Below are 18,005 nucleotides of genomic sequence, written 5' to 3'. Positions count from 1 at the left end.
CCGGGTCGACCAGTGCCCCTCGACCCCAAACAGTACGCTTGTCCTGTAAGCCGCTTCAACCCAGGTTGCCCTAAGTCACGGTGTTAAGTTCCCGTGATGCTGAGCGAACTCCAGCAACGGAATCTCGCCGTGGTCTTCGGCCTCGTGGACGCGAACCGGGACGGCTTGCTCACCTCCGCGGATCTCGACGTGTTCGTCGGCCGCCTGATCGACAGGCTGGACCTCCAGCCCACCTCGCCGGCCCTCGAGTACCTCCTCGTCGCGTTCGCCCAGTGGTGGCGGCAGATCTGCGTCCAGGCCGGCGTGGACACGCGCGGTGCGGTCACCCTCGCCCAGTACGTCGACGGGGTGGACCGAGGCCTGCGGGAGGATCCGGACTTCCTCGTCGAGGTCGGCGTGCTCGTGGACGTGTTGTACGCCGACGCCGTCCGGCCGCCCGACACCGTGCTCGGCCTGGCCGGGATGGTCGCCGTCTGTGACGCGTTCGGGCTGCCCGAGCCCGTCGCCGCGACTCTGTTCGAGCAGCTGGACGAGGACGGCGACGGCAAGGTTGGTCAGCCGGAAGTGCGCGCCGCCGTTCGGCGCGTGTTCCTCGGTTAGCGCTGCACGCCGACCCACCTGCGGCGGGTGAACTCGTCGAGATCGACGTCGTCCGCGTCGGTCGGCCGCGGCCCGGCGTCGTTCACGTGGACGTTCTTGCTGTGCAGTTGTTGTGCGAACGCCAGACCGCGCACGAGGTCCTGGGTGTGCACCGCGTTCACCAGCGCTTGGCAGGAGTTCGTCAGTTCCAACGCCTCGGCCTCGTCGTCGACGGCGGTCACCGGTGCGACCGGGCCGAAGACCTCCTCGACGAACAACGGCATCTCCGGTGTCACGCCCACGACGACGGTCGGTTCGTAGGACAGCCCCTCGAACTTCCCGCCGACGACCACCCTGGCACCCATGTCCACCGAGCGTGACACCAGTGAGTGCACCCGGTCACGTTGCTCGGTGCTGATCAACGGCCCGAGGTCGACACCGGGCTCCATGGGGTTGCCGACGACGAGTTGGCCCGCGCGGCGCACGAGAGAGGCCACGTACGCGTCGTGCAGTGTGTTGTCGACGATGTGCCGTGACGACGAGATGCACGTCTGACCTTGGAAATCGAACGATGACCACGCACCGCACATGGCCGCCTTCTCCACGTCGGCGTCGTCCAGCACCACGAACGCGTTGGAGCCGCCCAGTTCCAGCGACGTGCGGCGCAGCCCGGCGATCGACGCCATGAGCCGCCCGACCTCGTTCGACCCGGTGAAGTGGATCAGCGCGACGTCCGGGTGTTCGGCCAGGGGCTGGCCGGCTGCCGGCCCGAGTCCGGTGACAACGTTGAAGACACCGGGAGGAACGCCTGCCTCGGCGGCGACTTCGGCGAGCAGCTGCCCACCCGCGATCGGCGTCAGCTCGGCCGGCTTCAGCACGACCGCGTTGCCGACAGCCAGAGCGGGGGCCACGGCACGCATTGCGAGAACCAGCGGGAAGTTCCACGGCGTGATCACGCCGACGACACCGAGCGGAACGCGTTCGAGCAACGTCAGCTTGCCGGGCTTCGGGGACGGCTGAACGTCCCCTCGCGACAGTGCGCCCAAAGACGCGCAGATCTGCAGACGGTTGATGGCGGCGGCCACCTCGCCGCGCGCTTTCGCAACCACGCCACCGGTTTCGCGGACGAGCACGGAGACGAACTCGTCCACTCTGGACTCCAGCAGGGCGGCCATCCGGCGTAGCACCGCCGCTCGTTCGGCCGGTGTCCGGGCGGCCCAGGCGGGCTGGGCGGAGAGAGCGCTCGCCACTGCCAGGCGGACGTCATCGGCACCGCCGAGCGCATATGTGCCGATCTTTGTGCCGGTCGCTTTCTCGACCACCTCGGCGGTTTCCTCGCGGGCGGATACCACGAAATCTCCGCCGATGTAATGGCGGCCATTGGACATGCGCATTGCGACTTCCGATCTTGACAGCCTGTCAAGGCAGGAGTAGGACCTTCTCGACCCAAACGGTAAGCGCTTACCCGTGGAATGGAACTTCTGCATGAGCGGAATGCGAGCAGTCCTCCTGATCGTCGTTCTCTTCGTTTCCGCGTGCAGTGGGAGCACGTCGTCCAGTGATAGGACGACTTTGACGTGGTGGGACTACTTCGGATACTCGCCCGCATCGGATCAGGCGGTCAAGACGCTGATCGAGAGGTATGAGAAGGCCCATCCGAACATTCAGATCAAACGGACATCGATCGGATTCGCGGACTTCCACGCGAAGATCGTGCAGGCGGCGGCTTCCGGCACGTTCCCCGACATCGCCGCCGTCGACTCCCCGGACGTCCCGCTGCTCGCGAGCCAGCAGGCGCTCAGCGACGTGACCGCGAAGTTCGACGCCTGGGGCCTGGGCGGACAGTTCCTCGAACGCGTCCGCGAGAGCGTGAAGCACGACGGCAAGTACTTCGGGGTGCCGCTGCGCAGCAACACCACCGCGTTGCTCTACAACAAGAAGCTCCTCGCCGGCACACCGCCGGCCACGTGGGCCGAGCTGCGGACGGCCGCGAAGGCGAGCACTACCGACAACGTCGCCGGTCTGTGCTTCGCCGCCGCGGCGAACGAGCAGCTCACGTTCAACTTCCTGCCGTTCGTCTGGCAGGCGGGCGGTGACCTCAAAACCGTCGGCGACACCGCCACGGCCGACGCGCTCGGGTTCGTGAACTCGCTGGTCAACGACGACAAGAGCGTGCCGAAACAGGTATTGCAGTGGGGTCACTCGGACGCGGAGAAAGCCTTCGAAGAAGGCAAGTGCGCCATGATGATCAACGGTCCCTGGGTGATCCCCGGCCTCAAGAAGGCCGGTCTCGACTGGGGTGCCGCCGCGCTGCCCAAGGGGAGTGCCGGCGCGGCCTCACCGCTCGGCGGCGAGGTCTGGGTGCTCGGCGCCAAGACCAAGAACCTCGACGCGTCCTGGGACGTCCTGACCTGGCTCGCCGAGAACAAGGACAACGCCGCGGAGATCGGCGGCGGCCTCGGTTCCGTCCCCAACCGCACGGACACGCTGAACGACGCTGCCTGGCAATGGGATCCGGCCGTCGCCGCGTTCGCCGGGCAAATGTCGACCGCGCGACCGCGCAGTGTGTACGGGCCGCAGTACCCGCAGCTGTCCGAAGCAGTGTGGACCATGACCCAACAGGTGCTGACCGGTGCCAAGAACCCGCAGGACGCCGCTGCCGACGCCAAGAACCGAATCCAACCATTGCTGGGGAAGTAGTGCGAAAATCGAAAAAGCACTTCCGGTTTGTGTTGACAGCACTTGCCATGACGCTGATGGCGTCCTGCGCGAGTGGCACGGCGGAAAGTGAGAGTCCCTCCAACAGAACTGTCACGTGGTGGGACTACTTCGGCTACTCGCCGGTGTCCAACCAGGCTGTCGACACCCTGATCGCGCGCTACGAGCAGGAACACCCGCACGTCCACATCAAGCGGACGGCCGTCAAGTTCGGTGAGTTCCACCAGAAGCTCGTCGAGGCCGAGGGCTCCGGCACGTTCCCGGACATCGCGGTCGTGGACACCTCGGACGTGCCCTGGCTCGCGAGCCAGAACGCGATCGCGAACCTCACGCCGCAGTTCAAGCGCTGGGACAAGGGCAACCAGTTCCTGGAGCCCGTGCTCGACAGCGTGACGCACCAGGACAACCTCTTCGGCGTCCCGCTGCGCAGCAACACCACCGCGTTGATCTACAACAAGGACCTGCTGGCCCAGGGCGGCATCGCGAACCCACCCGCCACCTGGGACCAGCTGCGGGGGAACGCGAAGACGCTCACGAAGGACGGCAGGTACGGCCTGTGCTTCGGCGCGGCGGCCGACGAGACGCTGACGTTCAACTTCCTGCCGCTGCTGTGGCAGGCGGGCGGTGACGTCTCGACGATCGCCGAGAAGCCGGGCGTGGACGCGCTCGGCCTGCTCGACACGTTCTTCAACAAGGACCAGAGCGTCCCGAAGGAGGCGCTGAAGTGGAGCCACTCCGACGCGCAGACGGCCTTTGAAGACGGCAAGTGCGCCATGATGATCAACGGGCCGTGGGTGCTGCCGTCGGTCGCCAAGTCGCAGTTCCAGTGGGGCACGGCGCCGCTGCCCGCCGGCGAGAAGGGCGTGTTCTCGCCACTGGGCGGGGAGGCCTGGGTGATCGGCAGCCACAGCCCCAACGCCGACGTGGCGTGGGACGTCCTGCAGTGGCTCGCCGAGTCGCGCAACAGCGCCAAGGAGCTCGGCGGCGGCCTCGGCGCGATCCCGAACCGCAACGACACGCTCAACGACCCCGTGTGGAAGTGGGGACCGGGCGTGGGCGCGTACATCAGCGAGATGCTGACCACGCGGTCGCGCAGCAACTACGGGCCTCAGTACTCCAAGGTGTCCGAGGCCGTGTGGACGATGACGCAGCAGGTCGTGAAGGGCGAGAAGAAGGCTCAGCCCGCGGCCGCTGAGGCGGCGGCCAAGATCAGGCCTCTGCTGCCCACCAGTTGATGCGGGCCGGATACCTGTTCGTCGCACCAGCAGTGCTGTTCCTCTTGGCACTGCTGGTGTATCCGGTTGTGCTGAACGTCGTGATGTCGTTCCAGGACGTCACGGCGGCGACGATGCTGACCGGGTCGGAGTGGGTGGGCGCGGAGAACTACCGCGCCGCGTTCTCGGACGAGCTGTTCGTGACGGCGGCGTGGCACTCGGCGGTGTTCGCGGGTGCGTCAGTGCTGGTGCAGCTGGCATTGGGGCTCGCGCTGGCGTTGTTCTACGCGCAGGTTTTCCCTGGCGCGCGGGTGTTCCGCTCGTTGTTCATGGTCGCGTACGCGATTCCGGTGGTGGTGTCGGCGGAGTTGTTCCGGTGGCTGCTCTCCGGGGCGGGGTGGCTTGTGGACACCGATCTTGTGCTGCCCGCGTTGGTGGGGATCCAGTGCTGGCTCGGGGTGCCGTTCGTGATGGTGTCGCTGCTCGCCGGGCTCACCGCCGTGCCGCGGGTGCTGCACGAGGCCGCGTTGATCGACGGAGCTGGTGCGTGGCAACGGTTCTGGGCGGTCACTTGGCCGTTGCTGAGGCCGACTCTCCTTGCTACCGCGGTCTTGTCGGCGATCTTCACGCTGAAGTCGTTCGACCTGGTGTGGATCGCGACGCAGGGCGGGCCGGCGAACGCGTCCGAGATCCTGCCCACTTTGGCTTACCGGTTGGTGTTCTCCAGCTTCCTGTTCGGCAAGGGCGCGGCGGTTCTCAACGTCGTGTTCGCGGTGCTGTTCGTGTTGTCGTTGCTGTATCTCCGCGCGCAACGGCGGGAGGTGCGGTGAGGACCGTCGTCGGGTTCGTGCTGGTCGCGGTGTATCTGCTGCCGGTCGGCGTGATGGTCGCTTATCCGGACGGCGACGCTTGGACGACGCGGATTCTCGGCGATCCACAGGTGTTCAGGTATGTGGTGAACAGCTTCGTGATCGCGTCCGGGACGTGCGTGCTGACGCTGGTGCTGGCGGTGCCCGCGGCCTATGCGTTGGCGCGCTTGCCGTTGCGGGGCAAACCGGTGCTCATGCTGCTGATGTTGTCGTCGCTGATGTTCCCGGCGATCATGCTGGCCACGCCGTTGTTCGTGGTGTTCTCGCGGTTGGGGCTCACCGACACCTATGCCGGTTTGATCCTCGCGGACACGACGCTGGCGTTGCCTTACGCGATCGTGTTGCTGCGACCGGCTTTCGCCGCGGTGCCGCGGGAGTTCGGCGAGGCGGCGGTGATCGACGGCTGCTCGGCGTTCGGGGTGTTCTGGCGGGTGGTCCTGCCGCTCGTGCTGCCAGGTGTGGCGACCGTTGCGGTGCTGGCGTTCCTGTGGGGCTGGGGAGATCTGGTGTTCGCGCTGACGCTGGCCACTGACGACGAGATGCGGCCCGTGACGACCGGGTTGTGGGGGTTCTTCGGCGCCACGACGTCGGACTGGGGCGGGGCGATGGCGTTCGCGACCGTCGCGATGATCCCGCCGCTGGGTGTTTTCCTGCTGTCGCAACGGCTTGTGGTCGCCGGGGTGGCGGCGGGCGGCACTAAGGGGTAGCCCGGTACTCGCCGGGTGATCTGCCGGTGAACCGCTTGAACGCCGCGCTGAACGCGCTTTCGGTGCGGTAGCCGACGGTCGCGGCGATCACCGCGACCGTGTCCTGGGTGTCCCGGAGCGCCTTGGCCGCCGTCTGCATGCGCAGGCGCAGCAGGTAGTCGAGCGGGGTCAGGCCGACGGTTTCCTTGAAGTGCAGGAAGAACGTGGACCGCGACATGGCGGCTCTCGTCGCCAGTTCGCTGACCGTCCACGGATGGCCGAGGTCGTCGTGGAGAGCCTTGAGCGCCGGTCCCAGCTGCGGGTGCAGCTCGGCGCGGTGGGCCTGGTCGCGCAGCACCTGGAGCAGCAACACCTGGGAGAGGCGGTCGAGGATCATCCTGTTGCCGTTGATCTCGGCCCTGATCAGCGCGATGGTGGCCTGGGCGGTGCTGGTGCGCGCCTGGACGTGGATGACCGGCGGCAGGATCCGCAGGAGCCTGGCGGTTTCCGGTTCGCAGGTGAAACCCGCGCCGAGCAACGTCGTGTCGTGGCCCTCGCCGACGCGTCCGACGTCGCGGTGCGTGCCGTCCTCGTGGTCGTAGATCGGGGCCGCGAACACCGACGGCGTGTCCGGGTCGCTCGCGATGCGGTACGGGCGGTGCCCGGCGATGACGTAGCAGTCGCCCTGCTCGGCCCAGAAGCTCTCGTCGCCCACCGTGATGTGCGCGCGGCCCTCGACGACGACCTCGACGCGCAGGTCCAGCCGCCCGACGAAGTGCAGCGCCCACCGGCCGCCCGCGTGCAGTGGCGTCGCGACGGCCCAGTTCACGCTCAGCGTCGACAGGACGTGCTCGAGCGGGTTCACGAAGCTCGGACTCTCCCGACAGAACGGCGGACTCTCGACGATGTCGCGGCGGATCTTGCCTGGTTAGCGTACGCCGAACCGACTGACGAGGAGATCTTGATGGACCGCGGGAACCTGTTGCTCGTGCACGGCGCCTGGCACGGCTCGTGGTGCTGGGAGTTGCTGATCCCCGAGCTGGAGGCGCGGGGCTGGACGCCGTCGGTGGTCGATCTGCCGAGCGCGTCCGGGTCGCCGGCGGCCGGTGTGCGCGAGGACGCCGAGGCGGTGCGGGAGGCGTTGCTGGCGCTGGACGGGCCGGTGACCGTGCTGGCCCACTCGTACGCGGGCGTGCCTGTCGGGGAGGTCGCGGCATCCGTGCCCTCGGTCGAGCGGCTGGTGTACCTGGCGGCGCACATGCTGGAGCCGGGCGAGGCCGTCGTGACGCCGCTGGGCGGCCCCTGGTACGAGCCGGGGACGAAGATGCTCGACGTGCCGGAACCCGCGCGCGGACTGCTGTTCGCCGACGTGCCGGACGAGCGGGCCGAGTGGGCCGTCTCGCGGTTGCGGCCGCAGAGCGCGCGGGTGTTCGAGGACGCGGTGACGGCGGCGGCGTGGCAGACGGTGCCGACGTTGTCGGTCGTGTGCGCGGACGACGTGATCCTCCCGCCGGTGTTCGCGGACCGGCTCCGGGCGGGTGACGTGGTCACCTTGCCAGGGGCGCATTCGCCGTTCCTGTCGCGGCCGGCCGAACTGGCCGAGCTGATCCGCGCCCAGGGGTAGCCCGGCTGGGGCCGGAGGGAGGGCGCCGGGCTACCCGCGGCAGGGCGGCGTGGCTACATGCCGCCGTGGTCCTTGACGACCCGGCGGGTCGCGGCGAAGAGCATTCCGATGTTGACCGACTTCGGGCACACGACGACGGCGACGACGTCCGCGTTGTGGTTGTTGCGGACGAACAGGTGCGTGAGGTTGCTGCTGTTGACCAGGACTTCCTGGAAGTAGTGCTCGGCGCTCGCGATGCCGCGCCGTTCCTTGAAGATGTCCTCGATCATGGTCACCGTGCGGCCCTGGAAGAGGTCGAGGGTCGCTCCCGCGAGCAGGTCCAGCACCTCGGACGGGTGGCTCTCGGTCGTCTCGAACGAGAGCAGCATGCCGGTGGCCATGTCGACGACGCCGGCGGCCACACAGCCGGGAACCTCCTGCCGCAGGTGTCTGATCATCGCGGCCATCTGGTCGGACATCGCCATCTGGGGCTTCGTCATTTCACACTTCTTTTCAGGCGGGTTTCAGGCGGTTTCAGGCGGCGGTGAGAATGGAGTTGATGCGTTCTATCGCGGGCTGCGACTCCTGGTGCAGACGGGTCACGTTGAGCCCTTCGTCGCCGAAGACGACCATCAGGGCCAACGTGCCGACGGCGTACACGGCCAGGCAGCCGCCGCTGCTGTAGACGACGGTTTGCCGGAATGCGCCGTGGCCTGCCACCTCGCTCGTGCGGCGGGCTATTCCGAGATCTGCGGCGGCCAATGCGCAAATGCCCTCGGCGTCGATGTCGTCGGACGTGTCCGCCATGATGAGCAGGCCGTCGTTCGCGGCGAGCAGGGTGTCCGTCACGCCGGCCACTCGTTCGCGCAGCCCGTTCAGTTCGGCGGCCAGCACGTCGCGGTTCAAAGCTGTTTCCTCTCTGGTTGTCTGAACAGTTTCGGTAACAGTTGGCGCCTCAACGACCGGGGTAGCGGCTCGTCGTCGCCGTCCGCGCCGGTCTCGGGGACCGGCGCCGGTCTCTGGGGGTTGCGGGGCCTCAGCGGCATCAGGGGCTCGGCGGCGGGCGTCGTGACGGTGGTGCCTGGCACGACCATCAGCAGGCCCTCGCCGACCATCCGGCAGACCTCGATCGTCACGGAGTAGACGCTGCGGCCGCAGACGAAGGCGAGGTCGCGGGCGCAGCGCCGGCCCGTGGCGTGGGTGAGGACGTCCGCCCGGACCGCGCTGTGCTCGCGCAGTTCTGCCTCGCGCGTGGGGGCGACGCGTTCGCGGTGGGGTGAGAGCGGGCAGGGCAGCGCGTACAGCGAGGTGAGCCGGCGTGACGTCTCCTGGAGCAGGCGGACGGGTTCGACGCCGGTGCTCATCGGGACCGCGACGTCGTGCACGTCGCCGGTGAGCACGCACTCCTCGATCTCGCCGGCGACTGCGGAGAACGCGGCGTCCTGCGTCGCCATCATCGCGACGACGTGCAAAGCGGTCGTGCCGACGTTCTCGCGGGAAGCGGCCGCGGCGGACTCGCTGATTCGCCCGGAACGCAACAACAACGTGTCCGGCCCTGGCGCACCCGCGCTTTCGACGGAGATGATCCAACCGTTTCGCAGGTGAATTCTTCCGCCAGGATTTCCGGTGATGTGCAGCGTTCCCGTGGCGCGGGCGGCCTCACGTGCGGTCAATGCGCCCGCGAGCAGATCGAAGGACAACTGCGTGCTGCTTCTCAGGGTTGTCACCCGCATTTCCTAGAACAGGCCTTCACACTTCCAGACCGTTCATCCTTGTTGCTGAGGTGACGGTTTGTCGCCACTTTTCACTCGATCGAGTGAAAAGTAAAGCTGATATATCTATTGTGGATACATCGGGTTCGACGCGGAGTTTTCCTCGCCGAACATGAGAATGATTCCGAAGGTGGTCGGCATCAGGACTTTCACGCATTCGAGCGCGATGCGCACGAGCCGCCCGATGCCGAGGCCCGGCGGCAGCGTGATGCCGGCGCGCGGAACTTCAGCGCCGCCTCGTCAGGGCTGGGCGGGCGGCGCTATCACCTCCACCTCCTGGGCGCGGTTCCCGGTGGCGTTGTGGTGGTGGATCACCAGCAGTCCGTCAACACGAGCCGCGTTCTCGTCGCGGTGGATCGTGAACCGGGTGCCTTCCCGTACCGGGTGGGCCAATGCCGCTCCCTCGGGGCCGTCCACCCACAGCCCGGGCTTGAGCACGTCGAACGACGCCCACTCCGTCATGCCGTCGATCTGCCATTCGCCGTTCATCCACGTCTCGGGCATGCCGTGCTCGCCCTGCATGGAGACCCGGTAGGAGATCCGGCCCGATCGGCTGAAGCCCGGAAAGATGCTGAGCTCCTTCAGCGGTACGACCAGCACGATCACGTTGGTGTCGAACACGTTCGTGTCCACCGTGCCGTAGACGGAGTTGGCGGGGCTCACGGACTCGTACCACCCGAACCTGGTCTTTCGCTGGAGGGTCAGGACATCAGTTCCCTCTTCGTACAGCAGGTTGTAGGTGAAGTCGGCCTGCTGGTCGTTGTTCCTGTCGATCTCGAGCCGCGGCACGATGTTGGTGCCGATGTTCCTCCAGTTCTCGTACGTCACAATGCCGAACGCGACCACGGCCGTGGAGTGGATACCGCCGTTCGGATCTTCTGGTGCGGTCGACGTGACACCGACGAACCGCAGGTCGCCCGGCCGGGCGCTCGGCGCCTTGACGCACCCCTGGGTGACCTCCGCCGAGCAGTCCGGCAGCCGGTCGCTCCAGATCGTGTTGCTGAACACGCTCAGCCGGGACTGGTATCGCTCGACGCCCTCACCCTGGTCGAGGCCTGTGCCGGACACGCGCACACTTTCCTCGTGCGCGCCGGCGCCGAACAACACCGTCGATCCGGTGCGCATAGCGGCGACGGGCTTCGGAGCCGCGTACACCGGAACCCGCAGCGCCGGACCCGCCGGGTCCGCGGGGGTGAACACGACGCGGCCGGACGCTTCGGCCAGGAACTGCTCCTTGTCGTCCGCGCTGTCCTTGCCGGGATCCCGCACCTTGCGCAGCGCGCCCGGATCGTCGATCTCCAGCGTCACCTCCACCTGGGCGGTCCCCCGCGGGGTCAGCCGCACCTCGGAGGGCGAGACGGAGAACCGGACGCCGGGCAGGTCACCCGCCGGCAGGTACGAGGCGGTCACGCGGGTCGGCTGGACTCCCTTGTTGACCAGCTTGATCTGCTTGCGCAGCGTCGTGCTCCCCGCGACCTCGACCGTCTCGAACGTGACGCCCGCTGCGGCGGGATCGGCCGCGTTGAAGGCGAGCACCTTGGTCTCCAGTGCGGCCTCGGCGTCCACCAGGCCGGAGCCCACCCGCACGGGGCTGAGCACCTTGCCGTCGGCGGTTCCCGCCGATCCGGCGAGATCGGTGTTCGCGGTGTTCATCAGCGCCGCCTTGACCTCCTGCGGCGTCCAGTCAGGGTGTTCCTGCCGGACGAGCGCCGCCATACCCGCGACGTGCGGCGCCGCCTGGGAGGTGCCGGACAGCGCGCGGCTCCCGGTGCCGGTGCCCGAGTCGGCGGACACGACGAGGTTGCCCGGCGCCGTGAGGTCCGGTTTCAGCACGGGGCCGCGCCACCCGCGAGACGAAGACGTGCTGGCCGTGTGCGCGGGAGCCTTCGAGCGAAGATCGCCGTTGGCGACGGAGATCGCCTCGGTGCCGGTGCCGTAGCCGCCCGTGATGTCGTAGTGATCCCCTTCGTTGCCGGCGGAGCTGACGACCACGACGCCGTGCTTCGTCACCTCGCGGACGAGCCGGACATCCGAGTCGTCCGGATTGCCGTAGCTCGACCCCAGCGAGAGGTTGATGACGTCGACCCGGTCGCTGAAGTCCCCGTCCTCGTCGGGGTCGAGTGCCCGGTCCACCGCCAGCTTGACGGGGGTCACCATCTTGGCGCCGTTGCAGGGGAAGACCTTGTAGAGGTACAGCAACGCCTTCGGGGCGGCACCGGGACCGATCTTCATCGCCCCCAGCTGTTCGGCGGTGAGCTGGTCGTAGTCACCGGTGAACGTCTTGCCGTCGGCGTCGACCCCGAACCCCGCCGCGATTCCCGCGACATGGGTGCCGTGTGCGTCGAACCTGCTGTCGTCGTTCACATCATCGGGCCCGTAGTCGTCACACGAGAGTGGGTTCGGGTCCTGTTTCGTCTCGTCCTTCACGTCGCCGGAGAAGTCCCATCCGCCGACCACCTTCGCGGTCGGGAACGCGGGGTCCGCCTTGGTGCGGTCGACGGCCTCGTAGGCCTCTTTCGTGCCGGGACCCCCGAAGTCGGCGTGGGTGTAGTCGAAGCCGGTGTCGATGACCGCGATGCGGATGTCCTCGCCGTGGCGGCCGTGGGGCGGCCGCCACGCGTCCAGCACCTTGGTCCATTGGACTTCGTCGCTGTTGGTGGGCAGGGCAAGGGCGCGGACCTCCTCCACGGACTTCACGCCAGGGCGCTTGGCGAGTGCGGCGGCGGTGGGCCGGCTGGTGCGCAGCTGGACACCGGGAACGGCGTTGTGGGTGCGGCCGATCTCCTCGACGCGCAGGCCGCTCAGCACGGCGTCGATGGTGGAGTTGCTCTGCTTCTCCGCTCGGAGCGCTGCCTGTTTCGCCACGCCTGCGTCGCGGCCGAGACTTCGCGTCGAGTCGAACGCCTCGACACCGGGGGTTCCGTCCACCTCCACGAACACGGTGACGTCCTCACCTGGCTGCGCGTGGGCGGGGCTCAGCCCGCCGCACACGAGCGTGATCGTGAGCGGTATCGCGGCGGCGCGACGAAATCTCCTGGTCATCAGGGGCCTCCCCGTCGGATCTGTCCTAATCGGACCTACCGGAGGCCTGCGGACGCCGCAAACGCAACGTACTTTCGGGTGCGGCCCCGCGAGCCGGGACCGGCTGCGGACAGGACGCTCGCCGAAGACGGTGGGCACGGCCTGTGGTTATCTTGACGGGGTGCTCCTCGATCAGGTCTCCAAGCGGTACGGGCGTGGGCCCTGGGTGCTGCGCGACCTCACCCTGGAAGTCTCCGGGCTGGTGGTGCTGACCGGCGCGAACGGCACGGGCAAGTCGACGCTGCTCAAGATCGCGGCCGGGGTGCTCAAGCCGTCGTCCGGGCGCGTGGTCCGGCCCGCGTCCGTCGGCTATGTGCCGGAGCGGTTCCCTTCTGACGTCAAGATGTCCGCTTCGTCGTACTTGGCGCACATGGGCCGGGTTCGCCGGGCTGCCGCCAAGGATGTGCTGGAACGGCTGGGGTTCGTCGGGTCTCTGACGGCGCCGATGGCGGAGCTGTCCAAGGGCAACGCGCAGAAGGTCGCGCTGGCGCAGGCGTTTCTGGCCACCGACCTGCTGGTGCTGGACGAACCGTGGACCGGGCTCGATCCCGAGGCCGCCGCCGAGCTGTGCGTGATGCTGGAGGGGCGGACGGCGTTGGTGTCCGATCACGAGGGCCACCTCGCGTCGGCCACGCGGGTGGACCTCGCCGGTGGACACGTGACGATCGAGCTCAGCCGCGTGGTGGGGCTCGACGCGCTGGAGGCGTTGGAAGGCGTGCAGTCGGTGTTGTCGCGGGGGTCGTCGGCGCGGGTGGTGGTGGCGCCGGACCGGAGCGACCAGGTGCTGGCCGAGGCGTTGCGGCTCGGCTGTTCGGTGCGGAGCGTGCGGTGATCTCCCTGGTGCGGTACCTCGCGGCTGATGTCTTTCGCGGGCAGCGGTTTCTGGCCCCGCTGCTGGTGTTCCTCGGTGTGATGGGGATGTTGTTCGCGTACGACCCCGGTCCGCAGCTGTCGGCCTACTCGGGTTCTGCCGCGTTGATCTACCCGATCTGCGCGTGGCTCGCCGTGGTGGTGGCGACGTCCGAGGACGTGGTGCGGCGGGAGATCACGGTCGTGTCGGCGGGTGGCTGGTCTCGCGTCCTGTCCGCCGTGGCCGTGACGACCGTGTTGTTCGGGCTCGGTGTCGCGGTGGTGGCGACGGTGTGGGCGGTGGTCGCGAGTCCGCGCCCGTACACGTTCGGTGAGTTCTTGGCCGGCCTTGGCGCGCACGGTGTGTGTGCGCTGCTTGGCGCTGGGGTCGGGTTGTTGTTCGCGCGGCCAGTCTTCGACGCGATCGGGCGCACGGTGTTGGCCGTGTTCGCCGTCGTGGTGTTCACCTATCCGCTGGGGCGCTGGACGCCGCTCGGGTGGGTGCTGGACGTGTTGGGGCACAACCAGTTCTCGCTCGCGGTGCTGTGGGCCGGGGTGTGCGGGGCCGTGCTGGTGTCGGGTGCTGTGGTGCTGGGTGTGCGGCGGGTTTGATGCGGGTCAACGTTCTCGGGCCGTTGCAGGTCCTCGTCTCCGGAGCTCCGGTCGAGGTGCGGGGCAAGCGGCTGCGGTGGTTGTTGCTGCGGCTCGCCATGGAACCCGGCCGGGTGGTTGCCTCGGAGCGGCTGATCGCGGACTTGTGGGCCGACGAACTGCCTGTTGACGGTCTCGCGGCGTTGCAGTCGTTGGTGTCGCGGTTGCGACGGGCTGTCGGCTCGTCGGCGGTGTCGTCGCACGCGTCGGGGTATCGGCTGGAGGCATCGACCGACGTCGAGGAGTTCGTGCGGACGCGTTCTGCCGCGTTGTGGCGGGGGGCTGCGTTCGAGGACGCGCCGTTCGCCGTCGACGAGGGTGTGCGGCTGGCGTTGCTGCGGGACGACCTGGCCGGGCTGGAGGCGTTGGCCGCGGCGCATCCGTTGCGGGAGGACGTCGCGGCTCGGCTGATGCTGGCTCTGCACGCGGCTGGGCGGCGTTCGGATGCGTTGGACGTTTTCGCTCGGGTTCGGGCCGCGCTGGCTGATGAGCTCGGCGTGGATCCTTCGGAGGTGCTGGCTTCCGCGCACGCGACCGTGCTGCGGGAGCGGTCGGTCCGGGGGAATCTGCCTGCTGCCGTCGGGTCGTTCGTGGGGCGTGAGGCTGATCTTTCGCGGTTGGCGTCGTTGTTGCGGGACAACCGGTTGGTGACCTTGACCGGGTTCGGCGGGGTGGGGAAGACGCGGCTGGCGCTGACCTACGCGGCTTCGGTTTCGTCGGCTTGGTTCGTCGAGCTGGACTCCGCTGCTGATCCGCTCGCGGCTTTGGACGCGGCGTTGGGGCCGAATCCGTTGGCCGCATCGGTGTTCTCGCGGCTCGGGTCGTCGCTGGTGGTGCTGGACAACTGCGAGCACGTGGTGTCCTCGGCGGCCGGGCTGTGCGTCGAGATGCTGGCTTCCGCTCCGGATGTCCGTGTGCTGGCGACTTCGCGGGAGCCGTTGGGGATTCCGGGTGAGGTCGTGCATCCGGTGTCGCCGTTGGATCTCGACCACGCGATGCGGTTGTTCTCCGCCAGGGTCGGGTCGGCGGTGGATCTTGTTGTGGTGCGGCGGCTCTGTGAGGCTCTGGACGGGATTCCGCTGGCGCTGGAGCTGGCGGCGGCGCGGGCCCGGTCGTTGTCGGCTGCTCAGCTCGAGGCTCGGGTGGAGAGTCGGCTGCGGTTGCTGGACCGGGGCCCGCGGACGGGGCCGGCGCGGCATCGGACGTTGCGGGCGGTGATCGACTGGAGCTGGGAGCTGCTCGGCTCCGCTGAGCGGTTGTTGCTGGCGCGACTCGGGGTTTTCGTGGGCGGGGCGACGGCTGCGGCGGTGCACGCGGTGTGCGGGGCAGGCTTGCGCAGGGGTACCCCCTTGCCGGGAACCCCTGCATCTCAACGTACTCAGGACCCCCGACAAGATCAGGATCTGTGGGACACCGAGGACCTGCTGGCCGCGCTCGTCGAGAAGTCGCTGGTGGTCAGGACGGGGGAGCGGTACCGGCTGCTGGAGACGGTGCGTGAGTACGCGCTAGAACAGGGCCAGACGGATCCCGCTGGGCACGCGGCGTACTACGTGGCGCTGGCCGAGCAGAACGAGCCGTTGCTGCGGGGGCCGTACCAGCTCGAGGCGCTCAAGGTCTTCGACGCGGAACGTGCCAACCTCGACGCCGCCCAGACGTGGGCGGTGCGGCATGACCCGGAGATCGCGCGGCGGATGATGGCGGCGCGGACCTGGCACCTGCTGGTGATGACCAAGCGGTTCGACGAGATCCGGCGGTGGGCGCCGCTCACGCCGGACGACCCGCTGTCGGACGTGCTGGTCTCGTTGGGCACGCCGGGAGCTGTCGCGGCGGCCGAGCGGTTGTGGGAGGCGGACATGCCCACGGCGCTGTGCGCGTTGATGCTGACCAGCGGGCAGGTGTGGGGTGAGGCCCAGCTCGGGGACCGGCTCACGGCGTTGGCGGATCGGCTGGAGCAGTCCGAGGACGAGTGGATGCGGGCGTTCTCGGCGCTCATCCGGGGTGTGGTGGCGGGTGAGTTCAGCGACGGGGCGGCACCGGAGGCCGAGGCGGCGTACCGGCGGGCGCTGGACAGGTTCAGACGGGTCGGCGACCGGTGGGCCGTGGTGTTCGGGCTGTCGTGCCTGGTCATGGTCCTGATCAACCGCGGGGCGTTCGCCGAGGGCTTCAGGGCCGTGTCCGAGGCCCGGCAGGTGGCGGCCGAGCTCGGGGATCCCGAGGCGGTGCTGGTGCCGGTGTCGGTGCTGGTGCAGACCGCGCGCATCAAGATCCGGATCGGCGATCTCGACGGTGCTCGTGAGGACCTGGATCTGGTGCCGGTGTCGCGGGTCGACCTCGATCAGGCACGGGTCTCGCAGGTCCGCGGCGAGCTGGCGTACTTCGAAGGCGACTTCCAGGAAGCCGTCCGGCTCTACCGGCAGGCGCTCGACGTCACCGAGGACTCGCCCGCCAGTCAGTTCCGGGCGACCGTCCACGCCGGACTCGGGCTGGCGCTGACCCGGCTCGGAAACCTGAAGGCGGCGGGCGAGGAGCACGGGAAAGCGCTCGACACCGTCAGGAAGAGCGCCGACGGGCCGGCGCGCGCGATGGTGCTGGAGTGGTACGCGGACTGGCTGGTCGCCCAGGGCGACCCCCGCAGTGCGGGAGAAGCCCTGGACGAGGCGGAGAAGTTACGCGGCGGCCCCAGCAGCGACCCGTCGGTGGTGCAGCTGCGTGACCGGGTTCGCGCCGAAGTAGGCGTCGATGGCTGAGCGGCCGATCGCGGCGACGTAGCCGTCCGGGCGGACCAGCACCGGGCCGTCGGGGAGGTCGAGCGTCACGAAGTCCGGGCCCCGCAACAGATCGAAGATCCGGCCCTCGGCGAGGAGGCCGTCGGGCATGCGGTCGCCGGGCTGCAGACCGGGGCCGTCCGACGTCCGGTACGACAGCGAGAGCTGCAGGGTCTGGTCGTCGCGCTTCTCGAACGGGTTGCCGGACGTCATGATCTCGGTCGTCATGCCCAGCAGCCACTCCGCGACGGGCTTGCGCTCGGACTCGTAGGTGTCGAGCAGGGTCTCCATCGCGAGCTTCCAGCCGAGGTTGTAGGCGTCCTGGATGCCCGTGTTCATGCCCTGCGCTCCGGCGGGGGAGTGGACGTGCGCCGAGTCGCCGGCCAGGAAGACGCGGCCGACGCGGAAGCGGTCCACCATGCGGATGTTGGTGCGGAACAACGACATCCACGTCGCCTCGTGCAGCACGACGTCGGCGAGGCCCGTGCGCTCGCGGACGATCTGCCGGTAGAGCTCCAGCGACGGTTCGCCGTCTCCGGTCGCCTGGAACTGGTAGAGGTCCGTGCCGGGCAACGGGCAGAGGCCGAGCCACTGGCCGTCGTCGGTGGACCAGCCGTGCCAGAACTCGCGGTCCAGGCCCGAGACGCGGACGTCGCCGATGAGCATGCGCTGGTCCTCCCACGTCTCGCCGACGAACTGCACGCCGAGACGCTTGCGCACGAACGACTTCCCGCCGTCGCAGCCGACCAGGTAGGCAGCCCGGACGGTCTCGTCGCCCACCACCGCGGTCACGCCGTCGAAGTCCTGCGAGAACGAGGTCAGCGGCATCCCGTACTCGACAGGCTGAGGCAGCGCGTCGCGGAGGATCTGCTCGACCCGGAACTGCGGGATCAGCATGGTGCTGCCGTACGGGCGGTCCTCGGTGTTCTCGCGGCCCTCGTGCATGTCCCACTCGCGCAGCACTTCGCGGCCTTTGTAGTGCCGGTGCCGCATGTGGAACCGGCCGGACGCCAGCACCGGCTCGATCACGCCCAGGTCGTGGAAGACCTCCATCGAGCGCGGCTGCAGGCCCTTGCCGCGCGACCCGGCGAACGGGGCGGGCGCCGCGTCGACGATGCGGAACGGGACGCCGCGGCGGGCGAGGTCGAGGGCCAGGGTGAGGCCGGTCGCGCCGGCACCGATGATCAGAACCTGTGTGTCCATGAGCGAAGATTCCGC

Annotated in this window: 16 protein-coding genes; 9 read left to right on the top strand and 7 right to left on the bottom strand. The window is 68.7% G+C overall.

The genetic code is table 11. The features are described 5' to 3' along the window. Window positions 1-96: 96 nt before the first annotated feature. Window positions 97-600 (top strand): hypothetical protein, encoded by a 504-nt coding sequence (locus ABZX92_RS15320; protein WP_355558781.1) that lies wholly within the window; start codon window positions 97-99, stop codon window positions 598-600. On the opposite strand, the gene ABZX92_RS15315 is transcribed toward ABZX92_RS15320, so the two are convergent. Further along, window positions 597-1,931, bottom strand: coding sequence for an aldehyde dehydrogenase family protein (locus ABZX92_RS15315; RefSeq protein ID WP_355558774.1), 1,335 nt, complete (start codon window positions 1,929-1,931; stop codon window positions 597-599). The genes ABZX92_RS15320 and ABZX92_RS15315 overlap by 4 nt on opposite strands. Before the next feature lie 220 nt (window positions 1,932-2,151). Between ABZX92_RS15315 and ABZX92_RS15310 the strand changes: the two genes are divergently transcribed. From ABZX92_RS15310 to ABZX92_RS15295, 4 genes are read left to right on the top strand one after another with little or no spacing between them, the layout of a single operon-like run. Then, window positions 2,152-3,279 (top strand): sugar ABC transporter substrate-binding protein, encoded by a 1,128-nt coding sequence (locus ABZX92_RS15310; RefSeq protein WP_355558771.1) that lies wholly within the window; start codon window positions 2,152-2,154, stop codon window positions 3,277-3,279. Window positions 3,280-3,326: 47 nt separating this feature from the next. Next, window positions 3,327-4,532 (top strand): sugar ABC transporter substrate-binding protein, encoded by a 1,206-nt coding sequence (locus ABZX92_RS15305; RefSeq protein ID WP_355558768.1) that lies wholly within the window; start codon window positions 3,327-3,329, stop codon window positions 4,530-4,532. Continuing rightward, complete coding sequence (locus ABZX92_RS15300; RefSeq protein ID WP_355558765.1) at window positions 4,532-5,341, top strand: sugar ABC transporter permease; 810 nt, start codon at window positions 4,532-4,534, stop codon at window positions 5,339-5,341. The genes ABZX92_RS15305 and ABZX92_RS15300 overlap by 1 nt, the downstream gene beginning before the upstream one ends. After that, complete coding sequence (locus tag ABZX92_RS15295) at window positions 5,338-6,087, top strand: carbohydrate ABC transporter permease (protein ID WP_355558763.1); 750 nt, start codon at window positions 5,338-5,340, stop codon at window positions 6,085-6,087. Before ABZX92_RS15300 ends, ABZX92_RS15295 begins: the two co-directional genes overlap by 4 nt. On the opposite strand, the gene ABZX92_RS15290 is transcribed toward ABZX92_RS15295, so the two are convergent. Next, complete coding sequence (locus tag ABZX92_RS15290; RefSeq protein WP_355558760.1) at window positions 6,077-6,931, bottom strand: AraC family transcriptional regulator; 855 nt, start codon at window positions 6,929-6,931, stop codon at window positions 6,077-6,079. The genes ABZX92_RS15295 and ABZX92_RS15290 overlap by 11 nt on opposite strands. A 99-nt stretch (window positions 6,932-7,030) precedes the next feature. On the opposite strand from ABZX92_RS15290, the gene ABZX92_RS15285 reads away from it, so the two are divergent. After that, window positions 7,031-7,690 carry an alpha/beta fold hydrolase gene (locus ABZX92_RS15285; RefSeq protein WP_355558757.1) on the top strand — a complete coding sequence of 220 codons (660 nt, stop codon included), beginning with the start codon at window positions 7,031-7,033 and terminating at the stop codon, window positions 7,688-7,690. Window positions 7,691-7,743: 53 nt separating this feature from the next. Here the strand turns inward: ABZX92_RS15285 and ABZX92_RS15280 are convergent, their stop codons facing one another. The 4 genes from ABZX92_RS15280 to ABZX92_RS15265 all read right to left on the bottom strand — a co-directional run bounded on the left by ABZX92_RS15280 (window position 7,744) and on the right by ABZX92_RS15265 (window position 12,483). After that, complete coding sequence (locus ABZX92_RS15280) at window positions 7,744-8,169, bottom strand: hypothetical protein (RefSeq protein ID WP_355558754.1); 426 nt, start codon at window positions 8,167-8,169, stop codon at window positions 7,744-7,746. Window positions 8,170-8,203: 34 nt separating this feature from the next. Beyond that, entirely contained in the window at window positions 8,204-8,575 is a 372-nt protein-coding gene (locus ABZX92_RS15275) for a roadblock/LC7 domain-containing protein (RefSeq protein WP_355558751.1), read from the bottom strand. Next, window positions 8,572-9,369, bottom strand: coding sequence for a hypothetical protein (locus ABZX92_RS15270; RefSeq protein ID WP_355558748.1), 798 nt, complete (start codon window positions 9,367-9,369; stop codon window positions 8,572-8,574). Before ABZX92_RS15270 ends, ABZX92_RS15275 begins: the two co-directional genes overlap by 4 nt. A 312-nt stretch (window positions 9,370-9,681) precedes the next feature. Next, window positions 9,682-12,483: a S8 family serine peptidase gene (locus ABZX92_RS15265; RefSeq protein ID WP_355558747.1), complete on the bottom strand. Its 2,802-nt coding sequence runs from the start codon at window positions 12,481-12,483 to the stop codon at window positions 9,682-9,684. A gap of 160 nt (window positions 12,484-12,643) precedes the next feature. Here ABZX92_RS15265 and ABZX92_RS15260 point away from each other — a divergent pair, with 160 nt between their 5' ends. Genes ABZX92_RS15260 through ABZX92_RS15250 form a run of 3 tightly spaced genes read left to right on the top strand, consistent with a single transcriptional unit; the run spans window position 12,644 to window position 16,769 of the window. After that, window positions 12,644-13,354 carry an ATP-binding cassette domain-containing protein gene (locus ABZX92_RS15260; RefSeq protein WP_355558744.1) on the top strand — a complete coding sequence of 237 codons (711 nt, stop codon included), beginning with the start codon at window positions 12,644-12,646 and terminating at the stop codon, window positions 13,352-13,354. Continuing rightward, the gene (locus tag ABZX92_RS15255) at window positions 13,351-13,983 is read left to right on the top strand and encodes a hypothetical protein (protein ID WP_355558741.1); all 633 of its coding nucleotides are present in this window, start codon (window positions 13,351-13,353) and stop codon (window positions 13,981-13,983) included. The genes ABZX92_RS15260 and ABZX92_RS15255 overlap by 4 nt, the downstream gene beginning before the upstream one ends. Next, window positions 13,983-16,769, top strand: a complete 2,787-nt coding sequence (locus ABZX92_RS15250) for a BTAD domain-containing putative transcriptional regulator (protein WP_355558738.1) — start codon at window positions 13,983-13,985, stop codon at window positions 16,767-16,769. The genes ABZX92_RS15255 and ABZX92_RS15250 overlap by 1 nt, the downstream gene beginning before the upstream one ends. Here the strand turns inward: ABZX92_RS15250 and ABZX92_RS15245 are convergent. Then, complete coding sequence (locus ABZX92_RS15245; protein WP_355558735.1) at window positions 16,689-17,990, bottom strand: FAD-dependent monooxygenase; 1,302 nt, start codon at window positions 17,988-17,990, stop codon at window positions 16,689-16,691. The two genes, ABZX92_RS15250 and ABZX92_RS15245, sit on opposite strands and share 81 nt — an antisense overlap. Window positions 17,991-18,005: the final 15 nt, after the last annotated feature.

The sequence above is a fragment of the Lentzea sp. NPDC006480 genome (assembly GCF_040611995.1).
Lineage (GTDB): Bacteria > Actinomycetota > Actinomycetes > Mycobacteriales > Pseudonocardiaceae > Lentzea.
Note: the sequence above shows the minus strand (reverse complement) of the source record. Positions and strands in the feature narration are given on the sequence as shown.